Source organism: Pseudofrankia inefficax, assembly GCF_000166135.1.
GTDB lineage: Bacteria > Actinomycetota > Actinomycetes > Frankiales > Frankiaceae > Pseudofrankia > Pseudofrankia inefficax.
Map to the genome: position 1 here is coordinate 5,081,060 of NC_014666.1, position 17,021 is coordinate 5,098,080.

16 protein-coding genes are annotated in these 17,021 nt (G+C 70.8%); 11 read left to right on the forward strand and 5 right to left on the reverse strand.

Features of this window, described 5'->3' with window-relative positions; all coding sequences use genetic code 11:
• The first annotated feature begins 294 nt into the window (after positions 1-294).
• The 8 genes from FRAEUI1C_RS20760 (at position 295) to FRAEUI1C_RS20795 (ending at position 9,341) form a co-directional block, all read left to right on the forward strand.
• Positions 295-1,443, forward strand: coding sequence for an amidohydrolase family protein (locus FRAEUI1C_RS20760; protein ID WP_013425301.1), 1,149 nt, complete (start codon positions 295-297; stop codon positions 1,441-1,443).
• A 73-nt stretch (positions 1,444-1,516) separates the two neighbouring features.
• Entirely contained in the window at positions 1,517-2,953 is a 1,437-nt protein-coding gene (locus FRAEUI1C_RS20765; RefSeq protein WP_083819605.1) for an aldehyde dehydrogenase family protein, read from the forward strand.
• 68 nt (positions 2,954-3,021) lie between these two features.
• On the forward strand, positions 3,022-3,897 hold the full coding sequence (locus FRAEUI1C_RS20770) for an SDR family NAD(P)-dependent oxidoreductase (protein WP_013425303.1): 876 nt from the start codon (positions 3,022-3,024) through the stop codon (positions 3,895-3,897).
• A 343-nt stretch (positions 3,898-4,240) separates the two neighbouring features.
• On the forward strand, positions 4,241-5,584 hold the full coding sequence (locus tag FRAEUI1C_RS20775) for an ABC transporter substrate-binding protein (protein ID WP_013425304.1): 1,344 nt from the start codon (positions 4,241-4,243) through the stop codon (positions 5,582-5,584).
• 156 nt (positions 5,585-5,740) lie between these two features.
• A complete protein-coding gene (locus FRAEUI1C_RS20780; RefSeq protein ID WP_013425305.1) occupies positions 5,741-6,916 on the forward strand; it encodes an acyl-CoA dehydrogenase family protein in 1,176 nt (391 codons plus the stop codon).
• Positions 6,917-6,970: 54 nt separating this feature from the next.
• Entirely contained in the window at positions 6,971-7,429 is a 459-nt protein-coding gene (locus FRAEUI1C_RS20785; RefSeq protein WP_013425306.1) for a Zn-ribbon domain-containing OB-fold protein, read from the forward strand.
• The gene (locus FRAEUI1C_RS20790; protein WP_013425307.1) at positions 7,426-8,595 is read left to right on the forward strand and encodes a thiolase C-terminal domain-containing protein; all 1,170 of its coding nucleotides are present in this window, start codon (positions 7,426-7,428) and stop codon (positions 8,593-8,595) included. Before FRAEUI1C_RS20785 ends, FRAEUI1C_RS20790 begins: the two co-directional genes overlap by 4 nt.
• Before the next feature lie 83 nt (positions 8,596-8,678).
• Positions 8,679-9,341, forward strand: coding sequence for a TetR/AcrR family transcriptional regulator (locus FRAEUI1C_RS20795; RefSeq protein ID WP_013425308.1), 663 nt, complete (start codon positions 8,679-8,681; stop codon positions 9,339-9,341).
• Between the two features lie 191 nt (positions 9,342-9,532).
• Here the strand turns inward: FRAEUI1C_RS20795 and FRAEUI1C_RS20800 are convergent, their stop codons facing one another.
• Together FRAEUI1C_RS20800 and FRAEUI1C_RS20805 are read right to left on the reverse strand one after the other, a co-directional pair.
• Positions 9,533-10,777: an ABC transporter substrate-binding protein gene (locus FRAEUI1C_RS20800; protein ID WP_013425309.1), complete on the reverse strand. Its 1,245-nt coding sequence runs from the start codon at positions 10,775-10,777 to the stop codon at positions 9,533-9,535.
• 82 nt (positions 10,778-10,859) lie between these two features.
• Complete coding sequence (locus tag FRAEUI1C_RS20805) at positions 10,860-12,080, reverse strand: acyl-CoA dehydrogenase family protein (protein WP_013425310.1); 1,221 nt, start codon at positions 12,078-12,080, stop codon at positions 10,860-10,862.
• A 197-nt stretch (positions 12,081-12,277) separates the two neighbouring features.
• Between FRAEUI1C_RS20805 and FRAEUI1C_RS20810 the strand changes: the two genes are divergently transcribed.
• From FRAEUI1C_RS20810 to FRAEUI1C_RS20820, 3 genes are all read left to right on the forward strand, one after another.
• Positions 12,278-13,018 carry a hypothetical protein gene (locus tag FRAEUI1C_RS20810; RefSeq protein ID WP_013425311.1) on the forward strand — a complete coding sequence of 247 codons (741 nt, stop codon included), beginning with the start codon at positions 12,278-12,280 and terminating at the stop codon, positions 13,016-13,018.
• Positions 13,015-13,773 carry an SDR family NAD(P)-dependent oxidoreductase gene (locus FRAEUI1C_RS20815; protein ID WP_013425312.1) on the forward strand — a complete coding sequence of 253 codons (759 nt, stop codon included), beginning with the start codon at positions 13,015-13,017 and terminating at the stop codon, positions 13,771-13,773. Before FRAEUI1C_RS20810 ends, FRAEUI1C_RS20815 begins: the two co-directional genes overlap by 4 nt.
• 65 nt (positions 13,774-13,838) lie before the next feature.
• A complete protein-coding gene (locus tag FRAEUI1C_RS20820; protein WP_013425313.1) occupies positions 13,839-14,264 on the forward strand; it encodes a VOC family protein in 426 nt (141 codons plus the stop codon).
• A 51-nt stretch (positions 14,265-14,315) separates the two neighbouring features.
• On the opposite strand, the gene FRAEUI1C_RS20825 is transcribed toward FRAEUI1C_RS20820, so the two are convergent.
• The 3 genes from FRAEUI1C_RS20825 to FRAEUI1C_RS20835 form a co-directional block, all read right to left on the reverse strand.
• A complete protein-coding gene (locus tag FRAEUI1C_RS20825) occupies positions 14,316-15,218 on the reverse strand; it encodes a crotonase/enoyl-CoA hydratase family protein (RefSeq protein WP_013425314.1) in 903 nt (300 codons plus the stop codon).
• 63 nt (positions 15,219-15,281) lie between these two features.
• A complete protein-coding gene (locus FRAEUI1C_RS20830) occupies positions 15,282-16,088 on the reverse strand; it encodes an enoyl-CoA hydratase/isomerase family protein (protein ID WP_013425315.1) in 807 nt (268 codons plus the stop codon).
• A gap of 130 nt (positions 16,089-16,218) precedes the next feature.
• The gene (locus FRAEUI1C_RS20835; protein WP_198318611.1) at positions 16,219-16,890 is read right to left on the reverse strand and encodes a TetR/AcrR family transcriptional regulator; all 672 of its coding nucleotides are present in this window, start codon (positions 16,888-16,890) and stop codon (positions 16,219-16,221) included.
• Between the last annotated feature and the right edge of the window lie 131 nt (positions 16,891-17,021).

A 17,021-nucleotide genomic window follows, 5' to 3' on the forward strand; every position in this document is an offset into this window, starting at 1 on the left:
GCCGCGGTCGGCGGCACTGTAACGGGTGTAACATAGCAAGTACATGAAGTCTTTGCTATGCCTCCGCGAAGCCAGCGGGATCGCCCGGCGCGGCGGCCGCGATCACGCCTGCAACCAAGGGCTCCGCCCAGGCGGGCGGCCATCAGCCCTGGCACGGCGCCAACCGTGCACGCACCGTCACTCAGCCACACCCGGTCCGTACATAGCATCCGCCATCCTCGCATGCTATGTTACGCGTGTTACAGCCTGGGGACGGCCGAATCGCGCTGGCGACTGGATGGAACGGAGAGACCTGTGATCTTCGATGTCGACTGCCACTTAGAGGTCGCCTTCACGCTCGAAGAACATCCACTCAGGCGTTTCGCCGACCGTTTCCCGACGACCGACGACTACATCACCTTTGCCATCGCCGGCGAGTTGTACCGGGCCACTCCCGAGGACTCCCGCCCGCCAGCCTCCGTCATCCAGGCATTTCTTCCCGACGCCAACCGGTCGGCGTCGGAGCAGGCGACGACGCCCGGCACCCGCGAACCGCGCTTCGTCGTGTCGAGCGCGGCCGAGCGGCTCGCCTGGATGGACCGGATCGGTATCGACAAGGCCCTCGTGAACCCGGGCCTGTACTTCGCCCTCTGCGACCTGCTGGGCGACGATCGCCCGACGGCCGTGGCACTGTGCAACGACTTCCTGGCAGAACGCCTGCAGGACGGCGGCGATCGGCTCTACCCGGTCAGCCTCGTCGACTTCCGCGATCTCGACGGAGCCGTCCGCGAGCTGCGGCGGATGCGCGCGCGGGGCAGCCGGGCGTTCTGGATCCGCGCGGACGCGCCCGGCGGCGTCAGCCCCGCGCACCCGGACTGGGACAAGGTCTGGTCGGCGGCCACGAGCCTCGGCATGGTCGCGATCCTGCACGTGGGCAACGCCCCGGCGAACTTCGACGGCGGCTGGGGCAACGCCGGCTGGCTCGACCCGACCAGCACCGGTGCGGGCGGCTTCTTCGCGTTCGCCAACTCGGTGCGCCACCACGCGGCGGAGAAGATGCTCGCCGCGATGCTCTTCGGTGGCGTGTTCGGCCGCCACCCGAATCTCACGGTCCTCTGCGAGGAACTGCAGAACTCGTGGTTCCCGTCCTTCGTCGACCGGATCACCGGGCTCGGCCACAGGACGCCAGGTTGGCCCTTCGGCCGGTCGGCTGGCGAGATGCTGCGGCACAACGTCCGCTCGGCGCCGCTGGTCGGGATGGGTGACCTCAATATCGCGCAGCTTCTGGCCTCCTACCCCGAAATGATGGTTTTCTCGTCCGACTACCCGCACGGAGAAGGGAACGCGGACCCCATCACGCTCATCTCCGACGAACTCCAGGAATTCCCCGAGGACGTGCGATCGCGCTTCCTCGGCGAGAACATCGCCGAGGTCTTCACCCGGATGGGTGACCCGGTGACGTAGGCCGGTCTCCACATCACTGGCAGGTCCGACGGCCAGGAAACTCCTGCACGATTCAGCGCTTTACCTTTCATCTATGACCGACTGTTTGGGAGTACGGGACGGAATGAGCCTTCAGGAGACGGTCGACGGACTCGGCCAGCTGATCAACGGTGAACTGGTGACCAGCGGGGAGACGATCGCGGTCGTGAACCCGGCCACCGGCGAGGTCGCCGCGCAGTGCCCGGCGGCCACCACCGCGATGGTCGACGACGCGATGGCGGCGGCAGCGGCGGCGTTCCCGGCGTGGTCCACCACGCCGGAGGCGCAGCGGCAGGCGGTGATCCGCCAGCTCGCGGACGCGATCGAGGCGGTCTATCCCGAGCTGGAGACGCTCGCGGCCGTCGAGAAGGGCAACGCGGGGGGCGCCGCCGAGGGGTTCGCCGCGATCTGGTTCGGCCGGCACATCGCCGAGCAGAACCTCGCGGTCGACGTCATCGAGGACACCCCGGACCGTCAGGTCACGGTCGTGCGGGCGCCCGTCGGGGTCGTCACCGCGATCGCGCCCTGGAACGCGCCCATGCTGATCATCGTCGAGAAGATCCTGACGGCGCTGCTCGTCGGCAACACGGTGGTGGCGAAGACCTCGCCGTTCACACCGCTGGCGACGCTGCGGATCGCGAAGGCGTGGAAGGACATCGCCCCGCCCGGGGTGGTCAACATCCTGGCCGGCGGCGACGAGGTCGGGAAGGCCATGGTCGCCCACCCCACGGCGCGGATGATCAGCTTCACCGGCAGTGCCGCCGCCGGCCGGAGCATCGCCGCGACGGCGGCGACCACCCTCAAGAACGTCCTGCTGGAGCTCGGCGGCAACGACGCCGCGATCGTGCTCGGCGACGTGGACGTCACCAAGGTCGCCGAGGGGATCTTCGCGTCGGCGTTCCTGATGAGCGGGCAGGCCTGCGCGCTGGTCAAGCGGGTCTACGCGCACGACTCGATCTACGACGCCCTGGTCGCGGAGCTCGCCGAGCTCGCGCGGAAGAAGGCGGCCGAGCTTCCCCCGCTCACGACCAAGCCCCAGTTCGAGCGGGTCAAGATGCTGGTCGACGACGCCATCGCCCACGGCGGCAAGGCCGTCACCGGCGGCGCGCCGACCGGGACCGGCTACTTCTACCCACCGACGATCATGACGGGCGTCGGCCCCGGGGTGCGGGTCGTGGACGAGGAGCAGTTCGGCCCCGTGCTCCCGATCGTCCCCTTCAGCGACGTGGACTGGGCCATCGAGCAGGCCAACGGCACCGAGTACGGCCTGTGCGGATCGATCTGGACCGCGGACGTGGCCCTCGGCGAGCAGCTCGCCACCCGCCTGGTCTGCGGCACCGTCTGGCTGAACCAGCACACGGAGATCGACCCGAAGATTCCGTTCGGCGGGGTGAAGTCCAGCGGCATCGGGCGCAACAACGGCCAGGTCGGCACCGACGCCTATGCGGAGCTCCAGACCCGGATCTTCTACAAGAAGTCCGACCGGGTCTAGCACCGCGCGGGCGCCTCGCCCCATTCACCGCGGATACGCGCGGTCATCTCAGACGAGAGGGAAAGTTCGTGGAAGACCTCGATGGCAAGATTGCGGTCGTCACCGGCAGCGGCGGCCCGCACGGCATCGGCCGCGCGACCGCGAAGCTGCTCGCCGAGCAGGGCTGCACGGTCGTCCTGTCCGACGTCGACACCGCCGCGCTGGAGGCCACCGTCGGCGACCTCGCCGCGCTCGGTCTCAAGGTCGCCGGCGTGCCTGCCGACGTCGCCAGCCTCAGCTCGGTCCAGAACCTGGCCGACACCGTCTTCTCCACCTACGGGCGGGTGGACATCGCCTTCCTGAACGCCGGGATCAGCGGCGGCGGAAGCCTGTTCGACGACAAGATCGACGACTGGCACAAGGTGATCGACGTCAACTTCTACGGCATCCTGCACGGCATCAAGTCCTTCGTGCCGAGGATGGTCGCGCAGGGCACGCCAGGGCACGTGCTCGGCACGTCCTCCGGAGCCGGCGCCGTCGGGGTCATGTACCAGACGCCGGCCTACTCCGCCTCCAAGGCCGCCGTCTGCACCCTGCTCGAAGCGCTGTACGGGCAGCTGCGGGACATGAACGCGCAGATCAAGGCACACGTCGTGCTGCCACCGCTGACCAGGACGAACCTGGCCGGCGACCCGCAGCTGATGGGTTTCGTCCAGCAGGGCCTCGAGGCCGGCGGCGCGACGGCCGTCCTGGCCGAGCCCCAGGACGTCGCGGTGACCGTCCTGGAGGCGATCCGCTCCGGGAACTTCTGGGCCCACCACGACCACGAGGCCGACAAGCGGCTGAGTGAGGGCAGGTTCGCCGCCGACATCGACTGGCAGGACGAGATCATCCGGGCTCGGGCGACGGCCATCATCGACCGGTCGGCGCCCGACCCGTACCTGTGGGGCATGAAGTCGGGCTGACCGCCTCCCCCGCACCATGCGGCGCATCGACGCCGCACGGCACGCACCCTGGTGCTGCCCGGCCCTGACCGGCCGGGCAGCACCCGCCGCCACGCGGCCGCACAGCTGACCCGGGTCCGGGAGCCTGCCGTCCATCCGACCGGCAGGTGACCCGAGCCATGCCCATTGATAGTTTCTACTATGTGGCGACTACCATAGAGCGATCGTCCCGCCGGCCCTCGCTGGGCCCGCCGCATCGTCGCGGCCAGCCCAGCGAGGGCCGAAATCGTTGATCTCGCCCTAGCAGCCGCCACGTCGAGAAACCATCCCGACCTCCTTTGGTCGGCAAGAGAAGGAGACAGCTATGCGGCGACCTCACCGGGTTGCTTTAGTCGTGACGGTGGCCTGCGCCGTAGGCCTCGCCGGTTGCGGCGGCAGCAGTGGCGGCGGCAGCGCCGCCCCGGTCACGGTGGACCCGGCGCTGACGAAGCTGGGCCCGGATCACGGCTGGAGCCAGACCAACGTCACCGCCGACGCCGCCTCGCTCAAATGCAACACGGCGGCCTCAGATCCGAACCGCGGCATCACCGCGACGTCCATCAAGATCGGCGGGCTGGTCTCTGTTACCAGCCCCGCCGGCGCCGCGATGGGTGACACGACCGCCGGCGCCGCGGCGCGGTTCGGCCGCGCCAACGCGGACGGCGGCGTCAACGGCCGAAAGATCGATTTTCTGGACGTGCGTGACGACGGCAGCGACGCGGCCCGCGACGCCGACCAGGCCAAGGCGATCGTCGAGAAGGACAAGCCCTTCGCGTCGATCGTGGCGACCACCAACGGGAACTACCTCGACTCGTTCTGCTCGGGCGACATGCCGTTCTTCGGCTGGGGCAACAACACCGGCTTCTGCGGCAACGTGATCGGCTTCGGCATCACGGGCTGCCAGACGCCGGCGACCGGCAGCCAGCGCGCGGTCGACACCACCGGTGGCCTGCTGGTGGGCAAGTCCGTCCCCGCCGGCGCCGCCAAGACCCTCGCGCTCATCGGGCTGGACAACGACGCGGCTCGCCAGGGGCTCGTCACCGTACGGCAGAGCTTCGACATCGCCGGGTTCAAGACCGTCTACAACAAGAGCCCGATCCCGGTCTCCGGCCTGACCGATCCGACCTCGATCGTCAGCGAGGTCATGACCGCCGACGCGGGCAAGCCGCCGGCCGTCGTCTTCTTCATCTCCCAGTTCAACGACGCCATCAAGCTCACCGGCGCGCTCAAGGCGGCCGGCTACAAGGGCACGATCGTCTCGCCGATCTACGACCCGCGCGTCAGTGGCCTCAAGGAGTTCGACGACACCTACGCGCTGCTGCAGTGGCAGGGCGGCTTCAACACCGACATCCCCGCCGTCGCCCAGATGGTCGCCGACTTCAAGAAGTACTCCCCCGACGCCGCGCTCAGCCTCACGGCGGTGGCCGGTTACTGGGCCGCCGACATGCTCGTCACCGGCCTGCAGAAGGCCGGGAAGGACCTCACGGTCGATTCCTTCCTCAAGACGCTCAACACCGACTACTCCAACTACGTCCCCGGAGCGCTGCCGGAAACGCGCTGGCCCGTCAACCACGTCGCCCCCGCGCCGTGCGAGACGGTCGCGCACCTGACCAACGGCACGTGGTCCGCCGGCCCGCTGCAGTGCGGCGCTGTCACCCGGACCAACTGACCGCACGATCCTGGCCGGCCCGGCGACCAACGCGCGCCGGGCCGGTCAGGTATCGGGCCGACGCAGAAGTCGCCGCGGCGACATAGTAAGTGCTACGTTCCGCACGCCCGCGGGTTACGCGGGGTCTGCTGAACATCTCTAGCGAGGAGAGTCGACGTGCGGCGAGAACTCTTCGGGCCTGACCACGAGGCGCTGCGGGAGACGGCCCGGACGTTCGTCGAGCGCGAGGTCGTTCCCCACCAGGACACCTGGCTGGAGAAGGGCCTGGTGGACCGGTCGGCCTGGCTCGCGGCCGGCGCCCAGGGGCTCCTGGGTATCGCCGCGCCGGCCGAGTACGGTGGCGCCGGCGAGGACGACTACCGGTACCGGCTGGTGCTCGTCGAGGAGCTGGCCCGGGTGGGCGCGGCGTCCTTCAACGCCGGCACGTCGGCGCAGGACGACCTCGTCGTCCCCTACCTGCGGGACCTCGGCACCGCCGAGCAGCAGGCGGCCTGGCTGCCGCGGCTGTGCACCGGCGAGGCGATCGGCGCGCTGGCGATGACCGAGCCGGGCGCGGGCAGCGACCTGCAGGGCATCCGGACCAGCGCCGTTCGCGACGGTGAGGGCTGGCGGCTGTCGGGTAGCAAGACGTTCATCACCAACGGCATCCTGGCCGACGTCGTCATCGTCTTCGCCCGGACCGACCCCGAGGCCGGTTCGCGCGGGTACAGCCTGTTCCTGGTCGAGAGCGCGGCGGACGGCTTCCGGCGCGGCCGCAAGCTGGAGAAGCTCGGCCTGCGCGGCAACGACACCGCCGAGCTGTTCTTCGACGACATCGTGCTGCCCTCGACGGCCCTGCTCGGCACCGAGGGACGCGGCCTGGCTCACCTGATGGAACGGCTGCCCCTGGAGCGGCTGTCGATCGGGGCCACGTCCTACGCGTTCGCCCGCGCCGCCTACGACTGGACCGTCGAGTACTGCTTCGGGCGCCGCGCCTTCGGCCAGCCGATCGGCGACTTCCAGAACACCCGGTTCACCCTGGCCGAGATCGCCACCGAGCTGGATGTCGCGCAGGCCTACCACGACCGCGCCGTCCTCGCCCTGGGCGACGGCTCGCTGACGGCGGTCGACGCCGCGAAGGCCAAGTGGTGGCTGACCGACCTGCAGAACCGCGTCGTCGACCGGTGCGTGCAGCTGCACGGCGGCTACGGCTTCATGTGGGAGTACCCGATCACCCGCGCCTACGCCGACGCCCGGATCCAGCCGATCTTCGGCGGCACCAACGAGATCATGAAAGAGATCATCGGCCGCGACATCGCCAAGCGGGCCAACGCGGGCGGCGCGACGGCGTAGCACGACCGCCCGCGCCGTTTGCGGCGCGCCAGGTCCGCAGATAGCATCTACTATGTGGCGGACACCATAACCCCGGTCGACGCGGCCGTGCACCCCGTGCCAGCGATCACCGGGGACAACGAGTTCTTCTGGACGGCCGCCAGCGAGGGCCGGCTGGTAGCCCAGCGCTGCACGGGCTGCGGCCTGCTGCGCCACCCACCGGCCGTCGCCTGCCCGGCCTGCCACTGCCTCGACCACGCGGTCGTGGAGCTCAGCGGGCGCGGCGAGGTGTACAGCTACGCGCTGCTGCATCATCCCCGCAGCCCGCGGTTCCAGTACCCGGTGGCGGCCGTGCTGGTCGATCTGGAGGAAGGCGTCCGGGTGGCCTCGAACCTCGTGGACGTCGACCCGGCCGCCGTCCGCATCGGCCTTGCGGTCGAGGTCGCCTTCGAGCGGACGGACGACGACGACCTCGCCGTCCCGGTCTTCCGCCCCCAGGTGGGCACGGCACCGGCGAAGGGAGACGCCCGATGAGCGGCGGCGGGCTGGGCGGACGGACCGCGATCGTCGGCATAGGGGCGACCGAGTTCTCGCAGGACGCCGGGCGCAGCGAGACGCGGCTCGCGACCGAGGCCATCCTCGCCGCGCTGGCCGACGCGGGGCTGTCGACCGACGACGTCGACGGCCTGGTCAGCTACACGATCGACCCGGTCGAGGAGACCGAGCTGGTCCGCGCGCTCGGGATCCCGGAGGTCGGCTGGTCGAGCCGGGTCCCGTATGGCGGCGCCGGCTCGCAGGGTGTGCTCCTGCACGCCGCGGCCGCGGTCGCCTCCGGCGCCGCCGACGTCGTGGTCGCCTACCGGGCGGTGCGGGCCCGGTCGGGCGCACGACGGTTCGGGGCGGCGAAGGCAGGCGGAGCGACGTCCTCGCACTCCGGCACGACCGCTGGCCAGTGGTGCGCCCCGTACGGCATCCTCACCCCGGCGTCCTGGATGTCGCTGAACGCCACCCGCTACATGCACGCCTTCGACGTCACCAACGAGGACTTCGGGCGGGCGGTGGTCGGCCTGCGGGCCTACGCGGCCACCAACCCGGCCGCGCGCTTCTTCGGCCGGCCGATCACCCTGGACGACCACCAGGCCTCCCGGTGGATCGCCGAGCCGGCGATCCGGCTGTTCGACTGCTGCCAGGAGACCGACGGCGCGATCGCCCTCGTCATCACGTCGCGCGACCGCGCCCGGGACACCCCGTCCCCGGTGACGATCGCCGCGGCGGCCGGCGCGGCGCTCGCCGGCCAGGAGGTCGCCACCGACCACTACTCCCCCGACCTGTCGGCGATGGCCGGATCGGCGGCGCTCGCTCGCCGGCTGTTCGACCGGACCGGCATCGACCGCGCCGACCTCGACCTCCTGATGGTCTACGACGCGTTCACCCCGGTCCTGTTCATGCAGCTCGAAGGCCTCGGCTTCTGCGCGCCCGGCGAGGCGAAGGACCTCGTCGCCTCGGGCGTGTTCGCGCCCGGCGGGTCGCTGCCCCTGAACACCAACGGAGGGCTGATCGGCGAGGGCTACATCCACGGGCTCAACCTCGCCACCGAGGCGGTCCGCCAGCTGCGCGGCACGGCCGCCAACCAGCTCGACCGGGTCGAGCTCGCCCTCGTCAGCGCCAGCCGTACCGGCGTCGTGCTCGCCAGCGCGTGACGCGTGACCCACCCTTCGCTCCGGCCAGGTACGCCCCAGCATGCGAGGATCTACTTGCAGGAGGAACGTCCGGGAGGAGAACAGTGACGGAGACGGCCGAGAACGGGACGTCCTACGCTCCACGCGACCGCTCGCGGTCGCGTCGGCAGCCGAAGGACCAGGCCGGGCGGACCCAGATCGTCGACGCCGCCGTCGCCTGCATCCTCGAGCTCGGCTTCTACCGCGCGAGCAGCAACGAGATCGCCCGGCGGGCGCACCTGAGCTGGGGCGCGATCCAGTACCACTTCGGGACCCGCGAGGCCCTGATGCTCGCCGCGGTCGAGGAGATCAACCGCCGCTTCATCGCCTCGCTCGCGCAGTGCCACGTCGAGGGCGAGACGCTCGCTGAGCGCGTCGACTCCCTCTACGACCTGCTCGCCCAGCACTACGGCGGCTCGTCGTACCTGGCGAGCATGCAGATCATGCTGAACTTCCAGCACGACCCGAACACGTCGCCGGCGGCCAACGAGGCGCTCCACGCGCAGCACCAGCGGGTCGGCGACGAGATCCGCCGTCTGCTCACCGAGACGTTCGGCCCGGACATCGACCCCGCCCATCGCACCGCGATGTTCCACGCGATCCGCGGCTACGCCATCAGCACCCAGCTTCGCGACCTCGTCGCGGCCGACCTGGCCGGCCCGCTCCAGCCCGAAGCCCTCAAGTTCTTCCTCGCCGGCCTCGTCGCCGGCGCGGATCCGGCCGGCTGACTAGTGGCCTTGATCGCCGTTTGGGCCCTGGGGTAGTCGTGACGAGGACGTTTTAACGACCACCGCGGGGCCCAAACCGCGATCATGAAGGTGGCGCGGCTCTCGCTACCGGGACTGCCGCGGGGTGCCGACCGCTCAGGATTGGCCCGGTGGCCAGGCGACCGCGATCCGGACCCGGACAGGGCGGCCGGTCAGGTCCCGAGCCGGGTACCGCACCACTGTTCCTTGCCGTCCGGGGCCTGGTCTATCTCGAACGCCGTCCCCTGCGCGTTGACCGTGAGGAAGGCCAGGCACACCGTCGGGGATCCCCGGTTGGTGCTCAGGTCAATACCGCCCGGTAGGAATCCCGCGGCGTTGAAGTCGTGGACGGACCGCAGGTTGGTGATGAACGCCTGGCGGGTCGGGCACGCGCCGGCGACCTCGAGCCCGCGCAGCAGCAGGTCCGCCTGGCCGTAGGAACCGAGCACCACGCTCTGGTCCGGGTCGTCGATCTCCGGCGAGAAGCGCCGCACCGCGGAGCGGAACGTGGTCACGGCCGGTGCGTTCGACTCGAACGGCAGGTGGGTGATGTAGGCCGTCATGCCCGCGAGGTCGGCTCCGTAGCGGGCGAGCAGCGTCTTGTCGTACACCGAGCCCGAAAGCACGACCTTGAGGCGGAGACCGGCCTGGTGGGTCGCGGCCACGATCTCGCTGATGCTGTCGGCACCGAGCTCACCGATCAGGACGTCCGCTCGACTGACCTCGATCTTCGAAGCAGTCTGTACGGCGGAGGTGACACCCGCCGTGTAAGGGATGCGGGCGACCACCTGAATGCCCGCCGCGGTCAGGCTGGTTATCAGGGTGTTGGTGGCGGCACGGGTCGCGGGCGAGCCCTGGTCCTCGACGATGGCCGCTTTCTTGCCACCATGCGCCGCGATGAAATCCCCATAGGTGGAGATGGACTTCTGGTCCGAGACGTCGTACGACGTCGAGAACATGTTGTCGTACTGGCTCCAGGACGGCTCGGTCGCCAGTCCGACCACCGGGACACCGGCCTTCGCCAGGTAGGGAGCGGAGCCCGACGCGACCGTGGTGAGCTCCGCCAGGGCGAAGACCCCGGACTTCTGCACGAGGTCCTGGGCGACGGCGAGGTTGCCGCTGAGGGCGCCCGCGTCGTCGCCCCAGACGACCTCGACCCGACGCCCGTGGACACCACCCTGCTGGTTCGCCAGATCGATGCGAGCCTCGAAACCGCCGCGGGCCGTGGCGAACGCGGCCGCCAGCGCCCCCGTGTCCGGGTAGACCAGTCCGACCTTTATGGCGCCGGCGCTGACGCCGGGCGAGTGGCAAGGGCCCGCTCGTCCTGCGTCGGCGCTCGAACCGGCGCAGCCCGCGGCGAGGCATAACAACGTGGCCGCGCCGGCGACGCTGGCCTTCCTCCCCAGTCCAAATGCCATGAATTTCCGTCCTCAGGTGAAGGGAAAGGTGAAGTAGCCACGGTCTGGTGGCCGGCAGGCAGGAGCCGGCTGGTCTGGGTGGTCAGGCGCGGCTGAGGTACGGACGCAGTTCCTGGCGCGCGACGGTGCGGACGTGCACCTCGTCGGGCCCGTCGGCGAGGCGCAGCGTCCGGGTGTGGGCGTACAGCGAGGCGAGCGGGAAGTCGTCGGAGACGCCGCCACCACCGTGGATCTGGATCGCGCGGTCGAGCACGGCGAGCGCGATCCGCGGGGCGATCACCTTGATGGCGGCGATCTCGGTCCGGGCGCCCTTGACGCCGCCGTTGTCGATCAGCCAGGCCGCCTTCAGGGTGAGCAGTCTGGCCTGTTCGATCTCCATCCGCGACTCGGCGATCTGCTGCTGCACGACCCCCTGCTCGGCCAGCGTCATCCCGAACGCCACCCGTGTGCTGGCCCGCCGGCACGCCAGCTCCAGCGCCCGCTCGGCGACCCCGATGCAGCGCATGCAGTGGTGGATCCGGCCGGGGCCGAGCCGGGCCTGCGCGATGACGAAGCCGTCGCCCTCGCCCGCGATCAGGTTGCGGGCCGGCACCCGGACGTCGGTGAACGTGATCTCGCAGTGCCCGTGCTGGTCCCAGTACCCGAACACCGGCAGTGGCCGGACGATCTTCACGCCGGGCGTGTCGACCGGCACGAGGACCTGTGACTGCTGCCGATGGGTCGGCGCCTCGGGGTCGGTGCGACCCATCACGATCATGACTTCGCAGCGGGGATCCGCGACGCCGCTGATCCACCATTTCCGGCCGTTGATGACGTAGTGGTCGCCGTCGCGGCGGATCGACGTCTGGATGTTGGTCGCGTCCGAGGAGGCGACGTCGGGCTCGGTCATGGCGAAGGCGGAGCGAATGCGCCCGTCGAGCAGCGGGCGCAGCCACGTCTCCTTCTGCTCGGTGGTGCCGAACAGGTGCAGGACCTCCATGTTGCCGGTGTCCGGCGCGGAGCAGTTCAACGCCTCCGGCGCGAGGTCGAGGCTGCGGCCGGTGATCTCCGCGAGCTGCGCGTAGTCGGTGACCGACAGGCCGTGGGCGGGGTCATCCGCGTCCGGCAGGAACAGGTTCCACAGCCCGCGCCGGCGGGCCTCGGCCTTGAGCTCCTCGACCACCGGCGGCACGGTGTTGTCGGCCCACCCGCGATCCCGCCGGTACGCCTCGTAGCTCGGCTCCGCCGGATAGACGTGCTCCTCCATGAACTCCGTCAGCCGTGCGCTGTACTCGGCGGCCTTCGGGCTCGGCGCGAAGTCCACTCCGGTTCCTCCCTGGATCTGGTCCTGAAGACGGGCCCGAAGGCATGGCGTGCGCCACATAGCGAGTACTACAGTGCTGGAACCTCATCCCGCAAGGGTCCGCGCCAGGCTTCCCGCCGACCGGCCGCCTCGGCGGTCACCTCGGTGGGCTGGCGTACCGACGACCCCGAAACACCACTCAGGACGGGCGGAACCAGATGACCGACGACGACGCCGGGCCGGCCGCGCTCGCCGTGGCGACCTGCACCTGGGACGCGGCGGCACCGGATCGAGTCACCGTGACCTACCTGGTGCCTGGCCAGGCGCACTCCGAGGCGGCCACGCAGACGGCGCTGCTCACCTTCTCCACGGGCGGCCTGGACGCGGCCGGGCACCACCAGGCGGCCGCGCGGCTGCCGGACGGCGCGGAGCTCGCCATCGAGCTCGACGTCACCACCCGCGGCACGGCCCTGGTCGACGTCGAGGCGAAGGTCGGCGAGGCGAAGTTCGGCGAGGCGAAGTTCGGCGAGGCGAAGTTCGGCGGGACGGTGTGGCGCGGCATGGGACTGCGCGACGAGGCGTCGCCCTCGACGGTCCTCGTGAGCTGCTGGACCGGCGACGCGGCGCCGACGGGAATCGTGCGGTACACCATCCGCGACCCGTACACGATCGACGCCTACTACTGCTCGATCATGTCGGCCACATCCGGGCAGCACGAGGCGCTGCGCGGCCGGGCGATCGGTGACACCAGGGACGGGTTCCCGGGGACGTACGCCATCACCTACGACGGGTACGGCGGGACGACCTGGGGGCCGTTCACCTGGACCATCACGCAGCGAGGGCCAGCCCTCGACCTCACCTGGCACCAGAACGGGCAGCTCTGGATGACCGGGTTCGGCTTCGTCGACCCGGCCGACCCCCGTTCGATCATCGTCAACTACAGCGGCGCGAAGCGATGACCGCCCGGCTCGCGGGCAAGGTCGCGATCGTGACCGGAGCCGGCCGCGGCATCGGCGCCGCGACCGTGCGCCGTCTCGCCGCCGAGGGCGCGTCGGTGGTCGCCTCGGACATCGACGCCGACGCCGTGGCCGCCGTGGCCGAGCAGCTCGGCGACGCGGTCGTCGCGCGGCAGGCGGACGTCACCGACGAGGCCGCCGTCGCGGCTCTCGTCGACACGGCGGTCGAGCGGTTCGGCCGGCTCGACGTCCTGCACAACAACGCCGTCAGCTCGTCGGCGGAGGACACCGACACGGTCCGCACCCCCGACTCGCTGTGGCGGGCGACCTTCGACGTGGTGGTGATGGCGGCTGTCTACGGGTGTCGCCACGCCATTCCCGTGATGGTGAAGACCGGGGGCGGCTCGATCATCACCACCAGCTCGGGCGCGGCCCATGCCGCGACGGCGACCCGGGTCGCCTATGGCACGGCGAAGGCCGCGGTGGAGACCCTGTCCCTGTACACGGCGGCCAACTTCGGCCAGGCCGGCATTCGCAGCAACGTGGTCGCGCCCGGCTTCGTCCTGACCGAGGGCATCCGCGGGATCTTCGACGACGAGATGATCAACAAGTTCGGCGCAGCGTCCGCCGCGGGCCGGGTGTGCCTGCCCGAGGACGTCGCCGACGTGGTCGCCTTCCTCGCCTCGGACGACTCCGGGTACGTCAGCGGCCAGGTCCTGACGGTCAACGGCGGCGGCGCGCGCGGCGTCTCGTGGTGACCCGGCAGCTCGGGCGCCCGTCTTTCTGAGAAAGCGCAACTCATTTCCGATTGGCAGGAGAAAACATGGACCACTTAGGATTCAACCGGGTCGAGCTCGTCGTCCGGGAGGACGAGATCGAGAAGGCCGTCGAGCAGTTCAACGAGGTCTTCGGGCTGGGCCTGCCGAAGCCGCACCCGATTCAGGGCATGCCGGTGTTGTCGGCGACCGCCTTCGACGGCTTCGTCGAGTTGGTGGCCCCGGTGGGCGGCAAGGGCAGCTTCGCCGCGAAGCTGGAGCGGGGCCCGGGCCAGATCGGCCCCCTGGTCTGGGAGATCGCCGACATCGACGAGACCCGAGCCTGGCTCGCGGAGCACGGCTACAACATCGTCTACGAGTACGACAGCCGCAAGGGCAACGCCGACGAGCAGTCCGCGGCCGTCCACCAGCTCATCCTCGACCCGGCCCAGTGGTTCGGGTTCAACGTGACCCTGATGCGCCGCTTCCCCTGACCGCCGCCCCCGGCTGCCCGACCGAGCGGGACGGGCAGCCGGGCAGGCCGGTCACCGTGGCGATCGGGGCGCCCGATAGGCCGGGGCGGGCAGGTCACCGAACAGGTCAGGAGTCTGCGTCGACACGCGCTGCGGGAAGACCGCCGGGCGTTTGTCGAGGAAGGCGCTGATGCCCTCACGCGCGTCCTCGCTCACCCCGCGAACGTTGATGCCGAGCGTCTCCACCTCGTGCGCGCGCATCGGATGGTTCTCGCCGAGCATCCGCCACAGCAGCTGGCGGGTCAGCGCCACCGACACCGGCGCGGACTCCGCCGTGAGGGAGACCGCCAGCGCACGCGCGGCCGGGAGCAGGTCGTCGCGCTCGTGGAGGCCGCGCAGCAGTCCCGCGTCGAGCGCCTCCTCGGAGGTGAAGATCCTCCCGCTGTACATCCAGTCGAGCGCCGTCTGCAGCCCGACCAGGCGTGGCAGGAACCAGCTGGAGCAGGACTCAGGAACGAGGCCCCGGCGCGAGAAGACGAAACCGATCTTCGCCGCCGGCACCGCCAGGCGGAAGTCGGCGGCCAGGGTCATCGTGATGCCCACCCCGACGGCGGGACCGTTGATCGCGGCGATGATCGGCTTTCGGGACTCGTACATCCGCAGTGCCACCCGGCCACCGCCGTCGCGGCGTAGCGCGTCCTCGGGCGACGGCCCGTCGTCGGACGGTGAGCCGCTCGCCGTCCAGGAGTCGAAGACGGCCCCGCCGTCGCTGAGGTCCATCCCGGCGCAGAACGCCCGCCCGGCGCCGGTCAGGATGACCGCCCGGACGGCGTCGTCGGCGTCCACGAGGTCGTAGGCCGCGACGAGCTCGGCCTCCATCGTGTCCGTGAACGCGTTGAGCGCGTCCGGCCGGTTCAGCGTGATCGTGGCGATGCCCTCGGCGCTGTCGAGGCGAATCTGCTCGAAGGAAGTCACGCCTGCTCCTCCTGTTCCCGGTCCGCGTGCGAACGTCCGTGCCGTTCCGAGTGCCTGGTCCGCCTAGCGACGGCGGTAGTGCGCCGGCCGCTTCTCCAGGAACGCCGCCGTGGCCTCCGGCTGGTCCTCGGTCAGCGCGGTGAAGACCTGCTGCCGGTTCTCGAACTCGATGGACGTCTCCCAGGCCGGCGTCTCCAGCGCCATCCACATGCCCTGCTTCGTCATCTCGACGGAGAGCGGCGGGTTGGCCAGTACCGCGTCGGCGCTGAGCCGGGCCCGGTCGAGCAGCTCGCCCGAGGGGACGACGTCGACCAGCAGGCCGTTGCGCAGCGCCTCGGCGCTGTCGAAGCGGCGGCCGGTGAGCATGAGCTCATGCGCCCGCCCGGCGCCGACGAGGCGCGGCAGCAGCCACGAGACGCCCAGGTCGCACGCGGAGTAGCCCGCCCTGATGAAGGCCACGGTGAAGATCGCCTCGCTCGCGGCCAGCCGGATGTCGCTGGCGCACACGAGAGCGAGGCCGGCGCCCGCGGCCGGGCCGTTCACGGCGGCGATGACCACCTGAGGCACGGCCCGGATCCGCTGGCACAGCCCCACGAGCTCACGCTGACGGCTCATCAGGCGCCCGACGTGGCCCTCGGCGGCGACCAGGTCGTCGTCCCCGAATCCCCGCAGATCGAGACCCGCGCTGAACGCTCGCCCCGCGCCCGTGAGGATGACGACCCGGACCGAGCGATCACGGGCGATCGTGTCCAGCGCGTCGGCGAGCCGGGTCGACAGGTCGAGGTTGATCGCGTTGAGACGATCCGGCCGGTTGAGGGTCACGACGGTCACGCCGTCGGCCGCCGGTTCGACGAGCACGGACGCCTGCATAGCCGTTCCTCCCAGGATTCAGGGTCTTGCGACGTCCCGTCCCACCAGCGGCGACGTCGTCAACTTACCGAACAGCCGCTCGGTCAGGCGCTGGTGAGCGACGTACCGCACGAACCGCCGCGCGACGGGGTCAGCGGGCCACCGGGTGTGGGCCGCGCACGACGCCCAGCGCGAGCTCGCAGTAGCGGGCGGCCAGCTCCTGCGGCGTCACGCCGGCGCCGACCCGGTACCAGGAGGCGACCGAGTAGCCCATGTTGATGATCGCGCGCGCCGCCTCGACCGGGTACCGCGTCGCGAACTCACCGCGCTGGATGCCGTGCTCGACCACGTCGCGGAACATCGCCTCCTGCTCGTCGCGCAGCGCCACGACGAGGCGGCGGCCCGACGCGTCGAGGTTGCGCAGCTCGCTCGCGCCGATGAGCGCCTCGGCCCGACGGTCCGTGTGGAACAGGATCCAGGCGGTCACGAGGGCGGTCAGCTGCTCGGACGGCGATCCGCCCGCGTGGACCAGCGCCCGGCGGGTCGACGCGATGACGTCCCGCATGGTCGAGGCCATGATCGCCTGAAGGATCTCCTGCTTGGAGGAGAAGTGGTGGTAGATGGTCGCGACCGTCATGCCCGCGTCGCGCGCGATGTCCCGCATCGACGTCGCGTGGTAGCCGACGCCCGCGAAGTTCGAGACGGCGGCCCGCAGGACAGCGTCGATCCCGCCGCGCGGGGAGACGCGGCGGCCCGACGGCGCGGCCGGCTCCCGCGATCCCCCGGCGGTCGAGCCGGACCTCTCCGTGACGCCGTCGTCCACCCGCCCTCGCTCCCAGCCACCGTGCCGGCAGGACATCGCACCGCCCGGCCGTCCGGCCGGGCCTGGCGCTCCGCCACCACTCTGCCCGGTGAGCCGGCGACGTCCGCCGCCGGCATCCCGGCGACGGACCG

Excerpts from the sequence above, each read along its gene's own strand:
- FRAEUI1C_RS20790 (WP_013425307.1), top strand. The coding sequence starts at position 7,426 with ATGAGCGGCGGCGGGCTGGGCGGACGGACCGCGATCGTCGGCATAGGG.
- FRAEUI1C_RS20765 (WP_083819605.1), top strand. The coding sequence starts at position 1,517 with ATGACCGACTGTTTGGGAGTACGGGACGGAATGAGCCTTCAGGAGACG.
- FRAEUI1C_RS20830 (WP_013425315.1), bottom strand. The coding sequence starts at position 16,088 with ATGCAGGCGTCCGTGCTCGTCGAACCGGCGGCCGACGGCGTGACCGTC.
- FRAEUI1C_RS20775 (WP_013425304.1), top strand. The coding sequence starts at position 4,241 with ATGCGGCGACCTCACCGGGTTGCTTTAGTCGTGACGGTGGCCTGCGCC.
- FRAEUI1C_RS20820 (WP_013425313.1), top strand. The coding sequence starts at position 13,839 with ATGGACCACTTAGGATTCAACCGGGTCGAGCTCGTCGTCCGGGAGGAC.
- FRAEUI1C_RS20800 (WP_013425309.1), bottom strand. The coding sequence starts at position 10,777 with ATGGCATTTGGACTGGGGAGGAAGGCCAGCGTCGCCGGCGCGGCCACG.
- FRAEUI1C_RS20810 (WP_013425311.1), top strand. The coding sequence starts at position 12,278 with ATGACCGACGACGACGCCGGGCCGGCCGCGCTCGCCGTGGCGACCTGC.
- FRAEUI1C_RS20815 (WP_013425312.1), top strand. The coding sequence starts at position 13,015 with ATGACCGCCCGGCTCGCGGGCAAGGTCGCGATCGTGACCGGAGCCGGC.